13 protein-coding genes are annotated in these 14,694 nt (G+C 40.4%); 3 read left to right on the top strand and 10 right to left on the bottom strand.

The features are described 5' to 3' along the window. Nucleotides 1–155: 155 nt before the first annotated feature. Both L3V77_RS08505 and L3V77_RS08500 read right to left on the bottom strand, forming a co-directional pair. Entirely contained in the window at nucleotides 156–1,925 is a 1,770-nt protein-coding gene (locus L3V77_RS08505) for a diguanylate cyclase (protein ID WP_275136616.1), read from the bottom strand. A 181-nt stretch (nucleotides 1,926–2,106) separates the two neighbouring features. Beyond that, nucleotides 2,107–2,478, bottom strand: coding sequence for a RidA family protein (locus L3V77_RS08500; protein ID WP_275136615.1), 372 nt, complete (start codon nucleotides 2,476–2,478; stop codon nucleotides 2,107–2,109). A 171-nt stretch (nucleotides 2,479–2,649) separates the two neighbouring features. On the opposite strand from L3V77_RS08500, the gene L3V77_RS08495 reads away from it, so the two are divergent. After that, nucleotides 2,650–3,114, top strand: a complete 465-nt coding sequence (locus tag L3V77_RS08495) for a GyrI-like domain-containing protein (RefSeq protein ID WP_275136614.1) — start codon at nucleotides 2,650–2,652, stop codon at nucleotides 3,112–3,114. A gap of 85 nt (nucleotides 3,115–3,199) precedes the next feature. Here the strand turns inward: L3V77_RS08495 and L3V77_RS08490 are convergent, their stop codons facing one another. The 3 genes from L3V77_RS08490 to matP form a co-directional block, all read right to left on the bottom strand. Next, nucleotides 3,200–4,105, bottom strand: a complete 906-nt coding sequence (locus L3V77_RS08490; RefSeq protein ID WP_275136613.1) for a GGDEF domain-containing protein — start codon at nucleotides 4,103–4,105, stop codon at nucleotides 3,200–3,202. 477 nt (nucleotides 4,106–4,582) lie between these two features. Then, complete coding sequence (locus tag L3V77_RS08485; protein ID WP_275136612.1) at nucleotides 4,583–4,891, bottom strand: DUF3634 family protein; 309 nt, start codon at nucleotides 4,889–4,891, stop codon at nucleotides 4,583–4,585. A gap of 14 nt (nucleotides 4,892–4,905) precedes the next feature. Then, nucleotides 4,906–5,355 (bottom strand): macrodomain Ter protein MatP, encoded by a 450-nt coding sequence (gene matP, locus L3V77_RS08480; RefSeq protein ID WP_275136611.1) that lies wholly within the window; start codon nucleotides 5,353–5,355, stop codon nucleotides 4,906–4,908. Nucleotides 5,356–5,519: 164 nt separating this feature from the next. On the opposite strand from matP, the gene L3V77_RS08475 reads away from it, so the two are divergent. Both L3V77_RS08475 and fabA read left to right on the top strand, forming a co-directional pair. Continuing rightward, the gene (locus L3V77_RS08475; protein WP_275136610.1) at nucleotides 5,520–7,178 is read left to right on the top strand and encodes a Lon protease family protein; all 1,659 of its coding nucleotides are present in this window, start codon (nucleotides 5,520–5,522) and stop codon (nucleotides 7,176–7,178) included. A gap of 65 nt (nucleotides 7,179–7,243) precedes the next feature. Then, nucleotides 7,244–7,762, top strand: coding sequence for a bifunctional 3-hydroxydecanoyl-ACP dehydratase/trans-2-decenoyl-ACP isomerase (gene fabA, locus L3V77_RS08470; RefSeq protein WP_275136609.1), 519 nt, complete (start codon nucleotides 7,244–7,246; stop codon nucleotides 7,760–7,762). Between the two features lie 120 nt (nucleotides 7,763–7,882). Here fabA and rmf read toward each other — a convergent pair whose 3' ends face one another. From rmf to rlmKL, 5 genes are all read right to left on the bottom strand, one after another. Beyond that, the gene (gene rmf, locus L3V77_RS08465; RefSeq protein ID WP_195703262.1) at nucleotides 7,883–8,056 is read right to left on the bottom strand and encodes a ribosome modulation factor; all 174 of its coding nucleotides are present in this window, start codon (nucleotides 8,054–8,056) and stop codon (nucleotides 7,883–7,885) included. A 158-nt stretch (nucleotides 8,057–8,214) separates the two neighbouring features. After that, complete coding sequence (locus L3V77_RS08460; RefSeq protein ID WP_275136608.1) at nucleotides 8,215–10,155, bottom strand: DUF3466 family protein; 1,941 nt, start codon at nucleotides 10,153–10,155, stop codon at nucleotides 8,215–8,217. Further along, nucleotides 10,156–12,075 (bottom strand): ABC transporter ATP-binding protein, encoded by a 1,920-nt coding sequence (locus tag L3V77_RS08455; protein ID WP_275136607.1) that lies wholly within the window; start codon nucleotides 12,073–12,075, stop codon nucleotides 10,156–10,158. Continuing rightward, a complete protein-coding gene (locus L3V77_RS08450) occupies nucleotides 12,053–12,304 on the bottom strand; it encodes a glutaredoxin family protein (RefSeq protein WP_275136606.1) in 252 nt (83 codons plus the stop codon). Before L3V77_RS08450 ends, L3V77_RS08455 begins: the two co-directional genes overlap by 23 nt. Then, on the bottom strand, nucleotides 12,288–14,423 hold the full coding sequence (gene rlmKL, locus L3V77_RS08445) for a bifunctional 23S rRNA (guanine(2069)-N(7))-methyltransferase RlmK/23S rRNA (guanine(2445)-N(2))-methyltransferase RlmL (protein ID WP_275136605.1): 2,136 nt from the start codon (nucleotides 14,421–14,423) through the stop codon (nucleotides 12,288–12,290). Before rlmKL ends, L3V77_RS08450 begins: the two co-directional genes overlap by 17 nt. Between the last annotated feature and the right edge of the window lie 271 nt (nucleotides 14,424–14,694).

The following is a 14,694-nucleotide window of genomic DNA, read 5'->3' as shown; positions in this document are numbered from 1 at the left end:
TCTGCATTCCCTCCTTGTTCGATTTACTGTTTAACTCGACAGGATTGATTAGCGTTAAGTGCCCTATTTTACATTGATTTGGTCGTAGACGAGTTCGCCAAATATTTTGATTTTAACTATAGATAGAAAGCCTTAAATGGCTATATTTTGTCGGTTTAGTTAATGATTTTGTTTCTGCCGCTATTTTTTGCTTGATAGAGCTTCTTATCAGCTTGCTCAATCAAACCCTCTGCTGAAATGGAGGATAACTTATGCATATGAACAACACCAAAACTCATTGTTATATGTTGATTATCAAAAACTGGGGTATTGGCAAATGTTTCTCGGATACTACTGAGCCTTTCCATTACTTGAGTCGAATCCACATTAAGAAATACCAACGCAAACTCCTCACCTCCATAGCGTGCTACGATATCTCGTGATGAGCGTGTATGATTTTTAAGGTTCGTAGCGATGGATACTAAGGCTCTATCACCAGCTGTATGTCCGAATTTATCATTTATTCGTTTAAAATGGTCAACGTCACACAAAACAAAAGTAAGCGGCATGTGTTTCTGCTGGGCATATAGTAAGGTTTGTCTGAATACCTGATTAAACCCACGTCTGTTATAAAGGGTCGTTAGTTCGTCGGTTAAGGCATTTTCTAATAGATGTACATTTTCGTCTTGTAAATGGGAGGTTCTTTCCGACACTTTTTTCTCGAGATTTTGCATAATATCGACAAGATCATCTGCCATTGAGTGCAACCCCTGACTGAGAGAGTTAATCTCTCGTATTCGGCTTAGAGGTTGAGTAAGCATCTGAATGCTCTCTATGCTTTTATCATTCGCAGCTTGATTAAGAAGGTATATAGGTTTACCTATATACCAAGCTATCAGTGAGCCAATTAATGCAATACATGCAAACAAAATCAGCGTAATAATGACGGTTGATTGGGCGTATTCGGCTAAGATAGCTTTGTGATATGCACTAGGTATTAATATTCCTATCAACCATGTTTTTCCAAATTCAAGAGAAATTGGACGCACATGATATAGGTACTGTTGCCCTTTAAATTCAAGTGGATGCGTGCCCCCTTCCAAGAACTGACTCGCTAATTGAAGTAACCCTTTTGAATGATTGTGGATATTAATTCTCGTGGTTACACCATCTTTAATTCGATAAAGATCATCCTGCTCAGAAGTCGCAATCAATGCGCCATCTTCCTCGGCTAGAAATACATAAGTGTTGTCGACCAATTCCAAAGACTTGAGATAATTATCCAGTTCAATCAGTGCAACGCTGGTTGCCGTAACGCCAAGTAGTTTTCCTTCTTGATTGTATATAGGGGCAGACAACCCGACTCCGAGGGCCGGATAACCATAGTACGGATGAATGTCACTCCAAACCATCCTCTTTGCTTTTACCGCGTCTTTATAAAATGGGCGCGGTCTAGGATCATAACTAAACGTGGGTTCTGTTGTTATCTTGCTTCCAATGATGCCGGCTGGGTCATACTCAAACCCTTCCATTGTCATCGGTTTACTGACGAAATTTGCAGCTATATTATGTTGAATCTTTCCAATTGGATCCCGAGATGACGCAAGGTATCGCCCGTCTTCTGTCGCGATTGAAATAAAAGTCATATGCGCGTGAGGCACTGCTTGTTCGTAAAGTCGAGTTGCCATAGGTGTAAAGTCATTAAGTAGTTCAGGCCTGTGTGAAAAAGCCTTGCGATTAATCTCTACAATACTGCTTAACGGTGCTGTGAAATCTCGTACTCGATCATAAATGCGATTTTCTACTTCCTTGATATATTGTAATCCCACACTATTGGCAATATGCGAAATAGTGACTGTGGAAACCAGATACATGGTGACACCAGAAATCAATGCAAGCACAACGAACGGGGTAACAATTAGTCTGCGTAGCGGAATAGACTTCACTTATAATCCTTTTAATAACTAACGGGTTATTTCCACCCTAGCAATACCTAAAGATATTTATTCTTAAATCCAACCAGAGAATGAACTCTACTACAAAGAGTACTCGCTTGGGAAAATTCTAAGTACTTGATAGTTGTTTTGTGACCGCTTACGTCGTAAGTGAAAGGACATAGCTGAATTACTACGATATAGAACCCACTGCATCAATTTGGATCAAACAGTTATCGTCAACAAAATTGCTTGTGATGGTCGTTCGAGCAGGATAATTGTCTTTATTAAAAGATGCCAACCAACCATCGTGCATTCCTTTAAAGTCATCAATAGAACTCAAAATCACAGTAACCTTCACAACGTTATTTAGCGATAATCCAATTTCTTTTAATGCACCCTGCAAGTTGTCAAACGTTTGGATAGTTTGTTCTTCGATTGTTTTGAGCATATTTCCGTTACTATCTATAGAACCTCCAAAGTGCGATATTTCTATTATTTCATTGTGGATCACAAATGTAGATATAGCGTATTGATCAAATGGAGACACTGTAATTCGTTTCATAATTCAGCCCTTTAATATTTTGAATTGGTAACCTATTCGGCAAAGAATAAGATAACTGTATACCTATACAGTTATCTTATTTGATCTAGCAAATAAGTCATTTGATACAAATCAATGAATCAAATAGTTAACATGTTAACGTATGTTTTTCACTGACGATGAAGAACCGCTATGAAAGAAAATATCGTGTTACTTGACTCACTCATAATCGCTGGCTGCAAAGGAGGTTTTTGTCCGTCCAAAAATGACTTTAATGGGTTAATGCATGCTTGGCATTCTTTCTTCTCGCTTGAACAGAATGAATTGAAAGAATCATTGAAAAATGACCAGTTCTGGGGCGTTACCTACAACTTAGACCAGAGTGATTTTGCGATAATAGCAGGCTGTTTAGTCACTACAGCGAATATTGAAAGTAAGAAACTATCCGTATTCGAAACCAACACACAACCGTTCATTCAATGTGAACATCGTGGAAACCCACAGACGATGGGCGATACAATAAAAGATATGTATGAATGGATAGCAGCCAGTGAACATGAGCTTAGTGACTATTACTACCTAGAAATGTACGATACAAGGTGTAATCCTGAAGAACCTGACTCATATGTTGTTGATCTGTTTTTTCCAATAAAATGATAGCGCTTATCTCAGTTGATTGATTTGATTAATATTGAAGTCAAACCATTACCGCACATTACTAAGGATTTATGGGATTTGGTCGTTACGGCGACCATTCAAAACGATTACGTCCTTTTGCTTTTGCATTATAAAGAGCGCCATCCGCTCTTTTGATTGCCTCTCGGCTAGATTCACTGGGGGATTTCAACGTTATACCAATGCTAACGGTAAAAACCTTCTTGTGTTCAGAGCTGATCTTATCCGCTTCCCTCATGACTATATTCGCAACATCGATTGCGTTTTGTCGGTCACTACTATCGATAAATATGGCAAACTCTTCACCACCAATTCGACTCGCCGTGACATTATTAGTCATAATTCCAGATAGTGAATTGCCCAAACTTTGTAAAATCAAATCACCTTCATCATGGCCGAACAGATCATTAATCTTCTTAAAATGGTCTACATCTATGAGCAAAATCAGAAAAGGTTGATTCTCATGATTGCTTAACATCTGCTTAAAATATCTTCGATTGGGTAGCTGAGTTAATTCATCAATCATAGATAGTTTCTTTATTTGATTGTAACTCACAGAAACCGTCTTGATAGCGATCATTATTCCCATTGTATAAACCACCATGCCGATGGTTCTCAATACGTCTTCGCCCCATAATGACAGCCACAATGGTTGATAGAAAAACTCATCACCAATATCAACAACGCTGGCTAATATCCATAAAAATAGTCCTACACTTAACAGAGCATGGGCACGAAAGTTTAATAGAGGCGCAAATTGTACTATTAGGAAGATGAATAGAAGTGACAACAAGCCAATAAACTCAAAAATAAAGCTATAATACAAAGGCTTCAATCTATCTAACGATGGTAACAACTGGAAAGCTAAACTTTCAATCATGATACAAATAACCAAAGCGACAATGAACAACTTCCGAGAAACGTTTAGCTCTCTTACTTTTAATGCTCGAGTCTCTAGTTGCAATTGATCCATGTTAGCTATCATCCCTTACGTGATTTATGCACCACTGTTCTATTGGTTTTGATATAAATGAGCGAGAGTTTCGCTTTAAATCTAATCATTGTAAAGACGAGTCAGTTTATTTCGTTTAATTATTCTGCATTATTTGTATTAACAACTTAGTTATCGGGGATTAAGTCTTCAATAATAGAACAAATACTGGATTTTCAAGTCAAGCACCTAAGATGCCTAAAACCTTGACCATCGCAACAAGTTTAAATTCAGCGACAACCTCATAATGATGAAGAATTTACTCGTTCTGTGTAGGTGCAGTTTTATAGGCGGCAAGTGTACAGGCAGAGTAATTGATGAACTAGGAAAAGTGGGGTCTAAAATAATGAACGCATCGTCGTGATATCGGATCAAAGCAACCAATCGGTTGATATTACAGATGACCGCCATTTTTTACTTCCTGCAAGAAATGGCGCATTTTTCTATTAGAATTAAATATTACGCTTTCTTTTTACCATGCGACTTGAAGCCTTGATGTGGAAAAACATTACGTATTCGCTGTTGCACTTTATTTGAGATTCCTTTCGAAAAAGTCAACTTGGCGCCGGAACGTGTCATGTAAACCTTAATCGTGCCGCTGAATGGACTTTTATGTGCTATTTCTTTGCAGCTATGACCAAACCCGTGCGGTAAATCGCCTTTGTGGTTTATAAGCTCACCGTCTTTAAACTCCATTTTAAGTTTCGGCCTGTCAATTGCGACTAACCAAAAAACAAGCAAAGCTCCAACTAAAACAACATACAACATAACTATCCCCTTAGTTAATCACCAAGCAATTTGCTCAGATCTTCTTTTAAACTGCTTACTGTTCTACTCGCTTTTTCCGTTCGTGATGCTTCGCTTAACAGATATTCAATAGCGTCAGATAAGGTACATCCCAATTCATTTGCCCTGTTAGAAAGCTTTTCCCATACTCGATAGTCTAGGTCGATAGACTTCTTTTTAGTATGTATTTGCTCAGCATTAAAATGTCTTTTTCGTTTCGCCCTGATAGCTTGTTTTAATCTGTTGTCTAACTCAACCGACATGTGATTATCAATCCAATCTAAGACTAGAATAGGTTCATGTTCAATATCTCTCAACACTTGAACCGCGCGCTCGACTTCACTGCTATCTACATGCTTTGTGATTTGCGTACCATCTTTCCATTTATTACTCAAATATTGCCATTTCCAGCCGCATTCGAGATTTTCAAGTTGTTGGTATTTCATGACTATTTCCCTAACCTTTTTATGGTTACAGCGTAACTCAAAAAGGACCATTTAAACAAGCTTTGTTGTTGTTTTGATCTTAAAAACTGTTAACTCACATTATAACTATAAGGCGCCCTGCTTTTTATATATAATCAACGCCCTTTTAATCATACTAAGTCGAAATGAATCAAGAAGATTGGCGTTCCGTCACACCACAGTTTGATGAGTATGAAAATATCATCCATGAATTTTCATCTTACTCTCCTTTATCCTTTTTTGACCTTCAACCTAGGTTAAGAGCCGCAATGCTTCGATTCGAAAAGTTGCACAATTGGACCAAAGTACTGCTAATTAATTCACCTGATAATGCGATCTATCGAAATGCTATTCTAGATGCTATACACGACGAACACCTAGTTCCTGATGAACGTGTCGTTGTAAAAGCAGAGACCTTAGAGATTCGCGCTATATTAGGGGAATACAAAGCAAAAAATGGACAAGTTGATTCTCTTTCTCAAGGGCTGTTGAAGAAAGCTGATGGTGGTTATCTCGTTGTCTCAGCAAACTTGATAATGGCGAATCCATCTTCATGGATGGTTTTAAAATCGGCATTATTAGGTGAGTTTGTATCACCTGTCAGTGTCGATCCAAAACATATAGCAATGGACCCTCCTGCTCATCAGGTTAACGTAAAGTTGATTGTTATTGGCGATAGAGAACAGATGAGCGAACTCGATTACTTTGATGCAGACATACAATCTGGATTTTGTATGTTTAGCGAAGTTGAATTAGAGTTTAAACTAACAAAGGAATCACTGCCTTCCTATTTGGGTTATGTTAAGGGTCTAATTGACAACTTTGAAACACCGTTGCTCGACGACTCAGGGATACGCCGTTTATTAACAGCGGGAACTCGAGAGTGCGAAGACCAGCATGCCATTCCGCTGTGTCTTCAATGGCATAACGCGCTGTTAAGTGAGGCCGCTATCCACTCTGCAGACCGTACTATGTCAGAGTTAGATCTGGATAAAGCTATTGATGATAAATCCTATCGAGAATCCTACCTTCCTAAACGAGCGTTAGACGATATTCTTGAAGGTCAAGTGATCATCGAAACAAAAGGTGAACACGTGGGCCAAGTAAACGGACTTACCGTCGTTGATATCCCTGGTCATCCTGTCTCGTATGGTGAGCCAGCACGTATTTCATGCGTAATTCATTTTGGAGATGGAGATATCTCTGACGTGGAAAGAAAAGTAGAACTTGGTGGCAATTTACACGCTAAAGGTATGATGATAATGCAGGCTTTAGTTAATACGGCACTTGATCTGGATGAACCTCTCCCTTATTCGGCTTCTATTGTTTTTGAGCAATCGTATTGTGAAGTTGACGGTGACAGCGCATCGTTAGCAGAATTCTGTTCGTTAGTGAGTGCCTTATCCGATACCCCAATAAATCAACAACTTGCGGTTACGGGCGCTATTGATCAGTTTGGTCGAGTACAAGCTGTTGGCGGACTAAACGAGAAGATTGAAGGTTTCTATCATGTATGTGAACATCAAGGTTTTACAGGAAACCAAGGCGTTATTTTACCCAAATCTAATCTAAAGCATCTATCCTTACATAAAGACGTAGTCAATAGTATTCGAAACGGTGACTTTCATATATGGTCGGTAGAAAACGTTGATGAAGCCATTGTATTGATTACAGGTAAGTCATTTAGAGGCGACGATGAGGATGCGCTCTTAAACCAAATTTCAGACCGAATTGCCTATTTTCACCGCAGGGATGGTCACGGTTCTCTATTGCACCGTCTAAAAAATAGATGGTTAAGTCACTGATCGGACTTGATTAGCTTACACGTGTTTACTAAGATGCACGTAATATAAATTGGAGTAGATAAAAAATGCAGAACAGACGTAGCTCATATAATCGCGAAGACCTATTAGCCTCTAGCCGTGGCGAATTATTTGGCCCGGGATATCCACAACTACCAGCACCAAACATGCTAATGATGGACCGCGTTAATCTTATGACGGAAGATGGCGGCGAATTTGGTAAAGGCTACGTAGAAGCTGAATTAGATATTACTCCAGACCTTTGGTTTTTTGATTGCCACTTCCCTGGCGACCCGGTAATGCCAGGCTGTTTAGGACTCGATGCAATGTGGCAACTCGTTGGATTCTTCCTTGGTTGGGTTGGTGGCGAAGGTAAAGGTCGTGCACTTGGTGTTGGTGAAGTTAAGTTTACTGGCCAAATCTTGCCCACTGCAAAAAAAGTGACATACCAAATAAATATGAAGCGTGTTATCAATCGTAAATTGGTTATGGGTGTAGCAGATGGACGAGTGTTAGTGGATGGTAAAGAAATTTATGCCGCTAAAGACCTAAAAGTTGGTCTTTTCAAAGATACATCTACTTTTTAGTCATATTACGTTATCAGGGCAGCTTTCGAGCTGTCTTTTTAGTACCTAAACATTTAGTTATAGTGCGTTAAACTGCTAATTAGACCCCCAATTAAGGGGATCTAAAGAATAGGTAAAGAGTTATTTATAGAGACCTGAGTTTTTATCGTCTCTTGCATCACGCCATCCACCTAACCAGAAAGACTTAGCATCTGTTTGATGATGTGGACATTCTTCCATCGACTTTCCGTTTAATCCGGCTTTGTAACCTTGTGATTGTGCTCTATCTAGGCGATCACGCTTTTGTCTCTTCATATTGTCTATCCTTATACCTTTAGATGATTTCTAATGTATTAGTCATTAAGCCGAGCCTTTCAGCTCCACCAATAATATTGGTTCAATGTTGACCATTTCTCAAGTATAAAAAAACACTAGCCCAAAAATATTGGACTAGTGTCATTCGATGACAATATTTACTTTCGTCTTCTGAAACTAATTAATGCAAGAAGTGTCAAAGCATAGATTCCTAAGCCACCACCCGACCTTGAAACAGTCGTTGTTTCTAAAGGACGATTTTCGATATCCGAACTTGTCGCGCCAGAAATTGGAATAAGCTTAACTGCAACTATCTCTTCCTTCCCTGACCCACCGCCACAATAGGCATTATGAGCTGTGGAGTCGTATCCTCCAACGCTGCATTTCAGTGCAGTTGCAGAGATAACCCCCGCATCATTTATATCCGTCGCATTAACCACTCTGAAGTAGTTATTTGCAGAACTGTAACTACCACCATTGGTAAGACTATCAATCCACCATGCCTGATCACTAAATATCGACCGTCTCTCAGCTTCAGTACCCGTACCATTATAAGGATAAATGTAGGCGCGTCTGCGACGTTTCTTACCGTTGACTTCTCGGTTTGTTTCCGCATCTATTTGACCAACAACTTCATTAAAATTGTTTATCGCATTCGCCTCGCCACCTGCACCAGCAAAGAATATCCCACCAGAAAAATAGGCGGCACTTGGACTGCCGTTACTTGCATTCGCAATAAACAATCTATTATTCGCGGCCCCTGCTTCTGGAGTGTCACCATAGCGCTTGGCTTCGCCAATAACCAACAGGTTGTTATTGATATCTTTTGCGACCGAATTACTGTGGACATAATCACCGCTGACACGAACAGTTGCATCGGAAATAAATGTGGTGCTCCAGGCGTTCTCAACGACACCCGAGGAGTCAAATGTGGCATTTGGATAAAACACCGCGGCTTGCATTAGCAATCGGCTGCTGTATTCATCGGTATTGTAACCAACGAGCACAGGCTTGTCTTTATAGGTGCCATCGGAAGGTATTACAACGCTTCGAATACTACCTTGTGCGGAATAATCATTGACATTTGAAGTGCTGACGGTATCACTGGCATCATCTCTGTCGATGCTCCACAATGACGCACTCACCCCCGTCACGGACGTTCCTAAAGAGCTTCCTAAATTATCTTTTACCTGCCATATATACGGCTTCATTGCGAACGCGAAGTTCTGACAATTATTGTGAAGTGCAGCTTCGGAATACGAGACACAACTTCCTACGTCTCCAAAATAATCCTTGTCTGCATCACTATAGGCAAATGGTGCTACCGAACCAGATCCAACAACGTATGTCTTGCTATCATAGACAAATGAGTCAAACGCCATCGTCCTTCCCATCTCTTCTACGATGTCAACTGCACCATCGGCGGTCGATTTAGGAAGCAATGAAGTCGAACCGTAGAAACCTCGATCGCGGTATTTTAAAATGGCATTACCATTGATGCTAAAATACCCACTGTTACTGTTTCCTATGATAGTCGTATCAGTGCCCGTACCCTCAATCGCATTAACCACCACGTTCTTGCTATTGGATATTAACGAAGAACCTGTCGGGGCCGTTGCGGATGGAGAATCAATGTTCGTCAGTTGTAAATAGGCTGACGCATTTGATGTATAGCTGCCTAAATTCCATGCCTGACGCTCACGATAAAGACCGCCGACATTGTTTAAGCCGAACCAACGATTGTATGCCCAACTTTCACATGTTGAGTAACCGAGTTCGTTGTCACAGTAATTCTCGATATCGTCCTGGTCAAGATAGTAAAAACGGTTATCAATACTAAACGGAACTTCTTGTTTATAAGAAAAGCCAGCGAAACCTTTACGGGTATCACTAGCCAATTTATAGTCATCATTACCGCAGCTCGTTGTACCAAAACAACCAAGATCATCGCCTGACACAGCACCTGACTCTATTGCCGCTGAATAACTATCGTTACCGCTAGAATCCACTTCAACAACTCTATACAGTGCCGCATTGGCCTGCGTTGCACTAACGATCAAGATAGTTAATGTGGATAGCTTAAATGTTTTACTACTCATTTATTTCTCTAATTCCTGTTGCATAGCTTCTAATTCTTCCCATCTTTCGAATGCTATTTCAAGTTGCTTCTCTTGAGAAGCCAACTTATCCAATACGGGCTGCGTTTGCTCAACGGATTGAGCAAAAAATTCTGAAGAATTAACCTGAACTTGAAGGGCTTCAATCACTTCTTCAAACTGCTCTAGTTTCGCTGGTAATTCTTCTAATTCTCGTTGTAATTTATACGAGAATTTGCTTCGTTTACCACGTGATTGAGTATTTTTTTGCGTTTGCTCAACCACCTTATTTTGAGAGGCTATCTCGGGCGTTCTAGACTGTTGTGCTTGTATTCGTTGTTGCTGCGCATCGTGATAACCGCCAACAAACTCTTCAATCACACCGTCGCCTTCAAATATCCAACTTGTCATCACCGTGTTGTCCACGAACTGACGATCATGGCTAACAAGTAAAAGTGTCCCCTCATAGTTGGCAAGCAAATCCTCTAAAAGTTCCAAAGTTTCTATATCTAAATCATTTGTTGGTTCATCGAGAACCAACAAATTGTTCGATTTAGTAAATAATCGTGCGAGTAACAGACGATTTTTTTCGCCACCAGACAGTGCTTTAACAGGCGTTCTTGCTCTCTTAGGCGAAAACAAGAAATCCTGGAGATAACTGAGCGCATGTCTTTCTTTTCCCCCTATCGTAACTTCTTGCTTTCCATCAGCAAGGTTATCGATAACGGTTTTCTCCGGGTCGAGTGTTTCGCGATATTGGTCAAAATAGGCGACTTCAAGTTTCGTACCACAGCGCAATGAGCCAGATTGTGGACTGATTTGATCTAGCAGCAATTTTAATACCGTACTCTTACCACAGCCATTTGGGCCGATGAGTGCAATTCTATCACCGCGCATAATGTTGAAACTGAAATCAGATACAATCGGTTTCCCTTCGTAGCTGAAATTGAGGTTCTCACCTTCAAAGACGATTTTTCCAGAACGGTTAGTTGTATCAATCTGAATATTCGCTTTGCCTTGAACCTCGAGTCGATCGCTGCGTTCTTGTCTTAGCTTTTTAAGCGCTCTTACACGGCCTTCATTACGGGTCCTTCGAGCTTTAATACCCTGTCGAATCCACACTTCTTCTTGAGCTAGTTTTTTATCAAACTCAGCATTTTGCATATCTTCAACGCGAAGGGCTTCTTCCTTATCAATTAAAAACTGATCATAATTGCCAGGAAAAGAGCTTAAATTACCGCGATCAAGATCGACAATACGAGTTGCCATAGATTTGATAAACGTTCGATCATGTGAGACGAATATGATTGATCCTCTAAAGTCTTTTAGAAAACCCTCTAACCATTCAATGGTGGTTACGTCTAAGTGGTTTGTTGGTTCATCAAGCAACAACACATCTGGGTCACAAACCAATGCTTTTGCGAGCGCCGCTTTTCGCTGCCAACCACCCGATAATTCGGTTAGTTTTGTCTCACCATCCAATTTAAGGGCCGCTAACACATTCTTGATCCTGTCTTCAAAACGCCATGCATCGGCATGTTCAAGTTTTTCTTGCGTTTTGGCTAAGCGATTAATGTGTTTCTCGGTTGGTTCACTTGCGACAAGATCTAGTTGCTCATGATAGGTTTTTAGTAGCTTGCCTACTTCAGCAAGGCCGCTTGCAACATAATCAAGCACCGTACCCTCAACATTCCGTGGTGGGTCTTGCTCTAAACGTGAAACAACGACATCTTGAGTTATTTGATACTTTCCGTCGTCCATAATGACTTCACCAGAAAGTATCTTCATCAAGGTCGATTTACCGGCGCCATTTCGTCCAACCAAACAGACTCGCTCATTTTCTTGTAACGTAAAGTCTGACCCATCGAGTAGCGGTACGTCGCCAAATGCTAATTGACCATTATGTATGGTAAGTAATGCCATTTTCTTCTAACCAAATTTTAAGTTTTGTACTATCAAAGGGCCAATTTAGTTCAATTCCACTAAAATTAACGACTGGAATCGTGACCCCGTAACGCTCAAATAACGTATCATCATATGCAATATCAATAACTTGAGGTGACACCTTCAACGCATGCAACATATCTAAAGCCTGTTCGCAAAGGTGACACCCTTCTGTACTATAAAGCTTTAAATCAAGATGCTTCTGCATGCTTAATTAACCAAGAGTTGTGAATCTGTTTGTTTCTTGCGTAATCCATAGGCAATGTTTTAGGCGAAATGTTCATTGCGCTTAAACCAAGCTCTTTAAGACGATCAAGATCCATTTTAAAATGACGTTTATTGTTCGAGAATACAATCGTTCCATCGGAGCGTAATAACCTTTTCAGATCCTTAATCAATTCGACATGGTCCCTTTGTACATCAAATGTCTGGTCCATACGCTTCGAATTAGAAAATGTAGGTGGGTCAATAAAGATGAGATCATAGGTCTCTTGAGCTCTTAGCACCCATTGTAAACAGTCAGCATGTTCAAACCTATGTTCACGCCCTACTTTCCCGTTTAATTTTAGATTCTCTTTGGCCCATTCTAGATAGGTTTTCGACATATCTACCGTCGTTGTCGATTTTGCTCCCCCACAAGCAGCATGGGCGGTTGCAGAACCGGTATAAGCAAATAGATTTAGGAAATCCTTACCATTCGCCATATCACCAATCATACGACGAGTGATCTTATGATCAAGGAATAGCCCTGTATCAAGGTAGTCATGTAAATTAACCAGCAACTTAACGCCGTACTCTTGCACCTCGAACGTCCTTGAGCCTTCGCCTAGTTTTTGATATTGAGAAGACCCTTTTTTCTTTTCGCGAGTTTTGAGGACCACTTTATTTACATCAACACCAGTAACTTGAATAGCAGCACGGATAACATCGGTTAGTCGTCTTTTCGATTTCTCTTCCGGAATATCTTTCGGCGCGGCATATTCTTGAATAACAAGGTGATCCAAATAAACATCTATCGCAACATTGTACTCCGGTAAGTCGGCATCATATATACGGTAGCAATCAAGTTTCTCACGTTTTGCCCACTTGCCTATTTTAGCTATGTTTTTCTTTAAGCGATTGGAAAAGTCTGGCGCTATTAGAAGAGCACCTTCTTGTATGGGCTCGTTACCGTCAGTAACACGTCGTTCGCTGATTGAATAATTTTTTTGGTGACACGGTAACGCGCCATTTTGCAGCTTGTACTGCTTATCAGCACGCATTCTTAAACAACTTAACAAGTCATCAGAGCTAGAAAAAATGGAAGCCTGACTGCCTGCAAAGTTCTGTTTAAGCTGAGCACCAAGGGACGTGTAAAGCGCGATTAAGCCCGGTTCAGTACCCAACCTTTCACCGTAGGGTGGATTGGACAGGATAACACCCGTTTCATAACCTTCGGGACGAGTTAATGCTGCTGCGTCGCCGACACGAAATTCAATCACGTTTTCTAGACCCGCTCTTTTCGCGTTCTGTTTAGCAATATTTAGCACGCGTTTGTCGTTATCTAAGCCGTAGAACTTAGTGTCAATATTTTTGACACCTCTGCGTCCCTGGACATTTGCTTCTGCCTTTATCTCTGCCCAAAGCTCTGGCTCAAAATCGTTAAGCTCTTCGAATGACCATTTACTACGTAGAACACCGGGTGCCATATTAGCCGCGATTAAAGCCGCTTCTATTAACAAGGTGCCAGAACCACACATAGGATCTAATAGCGAAACCCCTTTCTTCCAACCACTTCTCATTACAACAGCAGCAGCCAGCGTCTCTCTAAGCGGGGCTTGACCGGCTTCGGTTCTATAGCCTCGCTGATGCAGACCTAAACCGACCAAATCGATACCTAAGATGGCTTTTTCACGATTTAAACGAACGTGGATTCGTATATCCGGCTGTTCTTTGCTGATTGAAGGTCTTTCTAAATTCTTTTTGGTAAAGCTATCAACGATAGCATCTTTAACTTTCATCGCACCATACTGGCTGTTACGAATCTCGTTATTGGTACCATTAAAGTCAACCACGAGATTCTTCGAACTTGTAAAGTGAGATGACCAGTTTATTGCAGAAGCAGATAGATAGAGGTCCATATCGTCTTGGCAATTAAATTCAGACAATACACGTACAAATCTTGAAGCAATACGGCTCCATAAACAGCAACGATACACCTGTTCGTTGGTCGCTTTAAATTTTACACCTGCTTGAACAGGTTTAAAATCAACTATTCCGAGCGCTTTTAACTCTTCAACAAGCAAGTTTTCCAGGCCATTTGAAGTAATCGCTAAATATTGGTTCATATCTATCTTAATCAGCAAAAAAATGGCCTTGATTATACCTGATTAATAAATCAATTAAGAACAAAACGCTAAAAAATCTCTCAGAGCTTGTTCAGGTGCTCAGTTTTTAGACAACTTTACCCCTTCAGTTCTCGCTAAAACTATTTTTCCGTCCAAAACGAAGTGAGTATTTACTTCCATAATAGATATTACGTTTTTATTGACCTGCAGAAGAAGTGAATACTTATTCAGGGCGGATTTGGTCTATACCAGTTGAGGTATTGAGTGGTAA

Source organism: Vibrio sp. DW001 (assembly GCF_029016285.1).
In the GTDB taxonomy this organism is placed as follows: domain Bacteria; phylum Pseudomonadota; class Gammaproteobacteria; order Enterobacterales; family Vibrionaceae; genus Vibrio.
The sequence above is the reverse complement of the archived record's forward strand: the minus strand, read 5'-3'. Positions and strand labels throughout refer to the sequence as shown.

What these genes read in the sequence shown, in the direction of transcription:
- L3V77_RS08500 (WP_275136615.1), bottom strand. Translation starts at nt 2,478, where the DNA reads ATGAAACGAATTACAGTGTCTCCATTTGATCAATACGCTATATCTACA.
- L3V77_RS08495 (WP_275136614.1), top strand. Translation starts at nt 2,650, where the DNA reads ATGAAAGAAAATATCGTGTTACTTGACTCACTCATAATCGCTGGCTGC.
- L3V77_RS08490 (WP_275136613.1), bottom strand. Translation starts at nt 4,105, where the DNA reads ATGGATCAATTGCAACTAGAGACTCGAGCATTAAAAGTAAGAGAGCTA.
- L3V77_RS08485 (WP_275136612.1), bottom strand. Translation starts at nt 4,891, where the DNA reads ATGTTGTATGTTGTTTTAGTTGGAGCTTTGCTTGTTTTTTGGTTAGTC.
- matP (WP_275136611.1), bottom strand. Translation starts at nt 5,355, where the DNA reads ATGAAATACCAACAACTTGAAAATCTCGAATGCGGCTGGAAATGGCAA.
- L3V77_RS08475 (WP_275136610.1), top strand. Translation starts at nt 5,520, where the DNA reads ATGAATCAAGAAGATTGGCGTTCCGTCACACCACAGTTTGATGAGTAT.
- fabA (WP_275136609.1), top strand. Translation starts at nt 7,244, where the DNA reads ATGCAGAACAGACGTAGCTCATATAATCGCGAAGACCTATTAGCCTCT.
- rmf (WP_195703262.1), bottom strand. Translation starts at nt 8,056, where the DNA reads ATGAAGAGACAAAAGCGTGATCGCCTAGATAGAGCACAATCACAAGGT.
- L3V77_RS08460 (WP_275136608.1), bottom strand. Translation starts at nt 10,155, where the DNA reads ATGAGTAGTAAAACATTTAAGCTATCCACATTAACTATCTTGATCGTT.
- L3V77_RS08455 (WP_275136607.1), bottom strand. Translation starts at nt 12,075, where the DNA reads ATGGCATTACTTACCATACATAATGGTCAATTAGCATTTGGCGACGTA.
- L3V77_RS08450 (WP_275136606.1), bottom strand. Translation starts at nt 12,304, where the DNA reads ATGCAGAAGCATCTTGATTTAAAGCTTTATAGTACAGAAGGGTGTCAC.
- rlmKL (WP_275136605.1), bottom strand. Translation starts at nt 14,423, where the DNA reads ATGAACCAATATTTAGCGATTACTTCAAATGGCCTGGAAAACTTGCTT.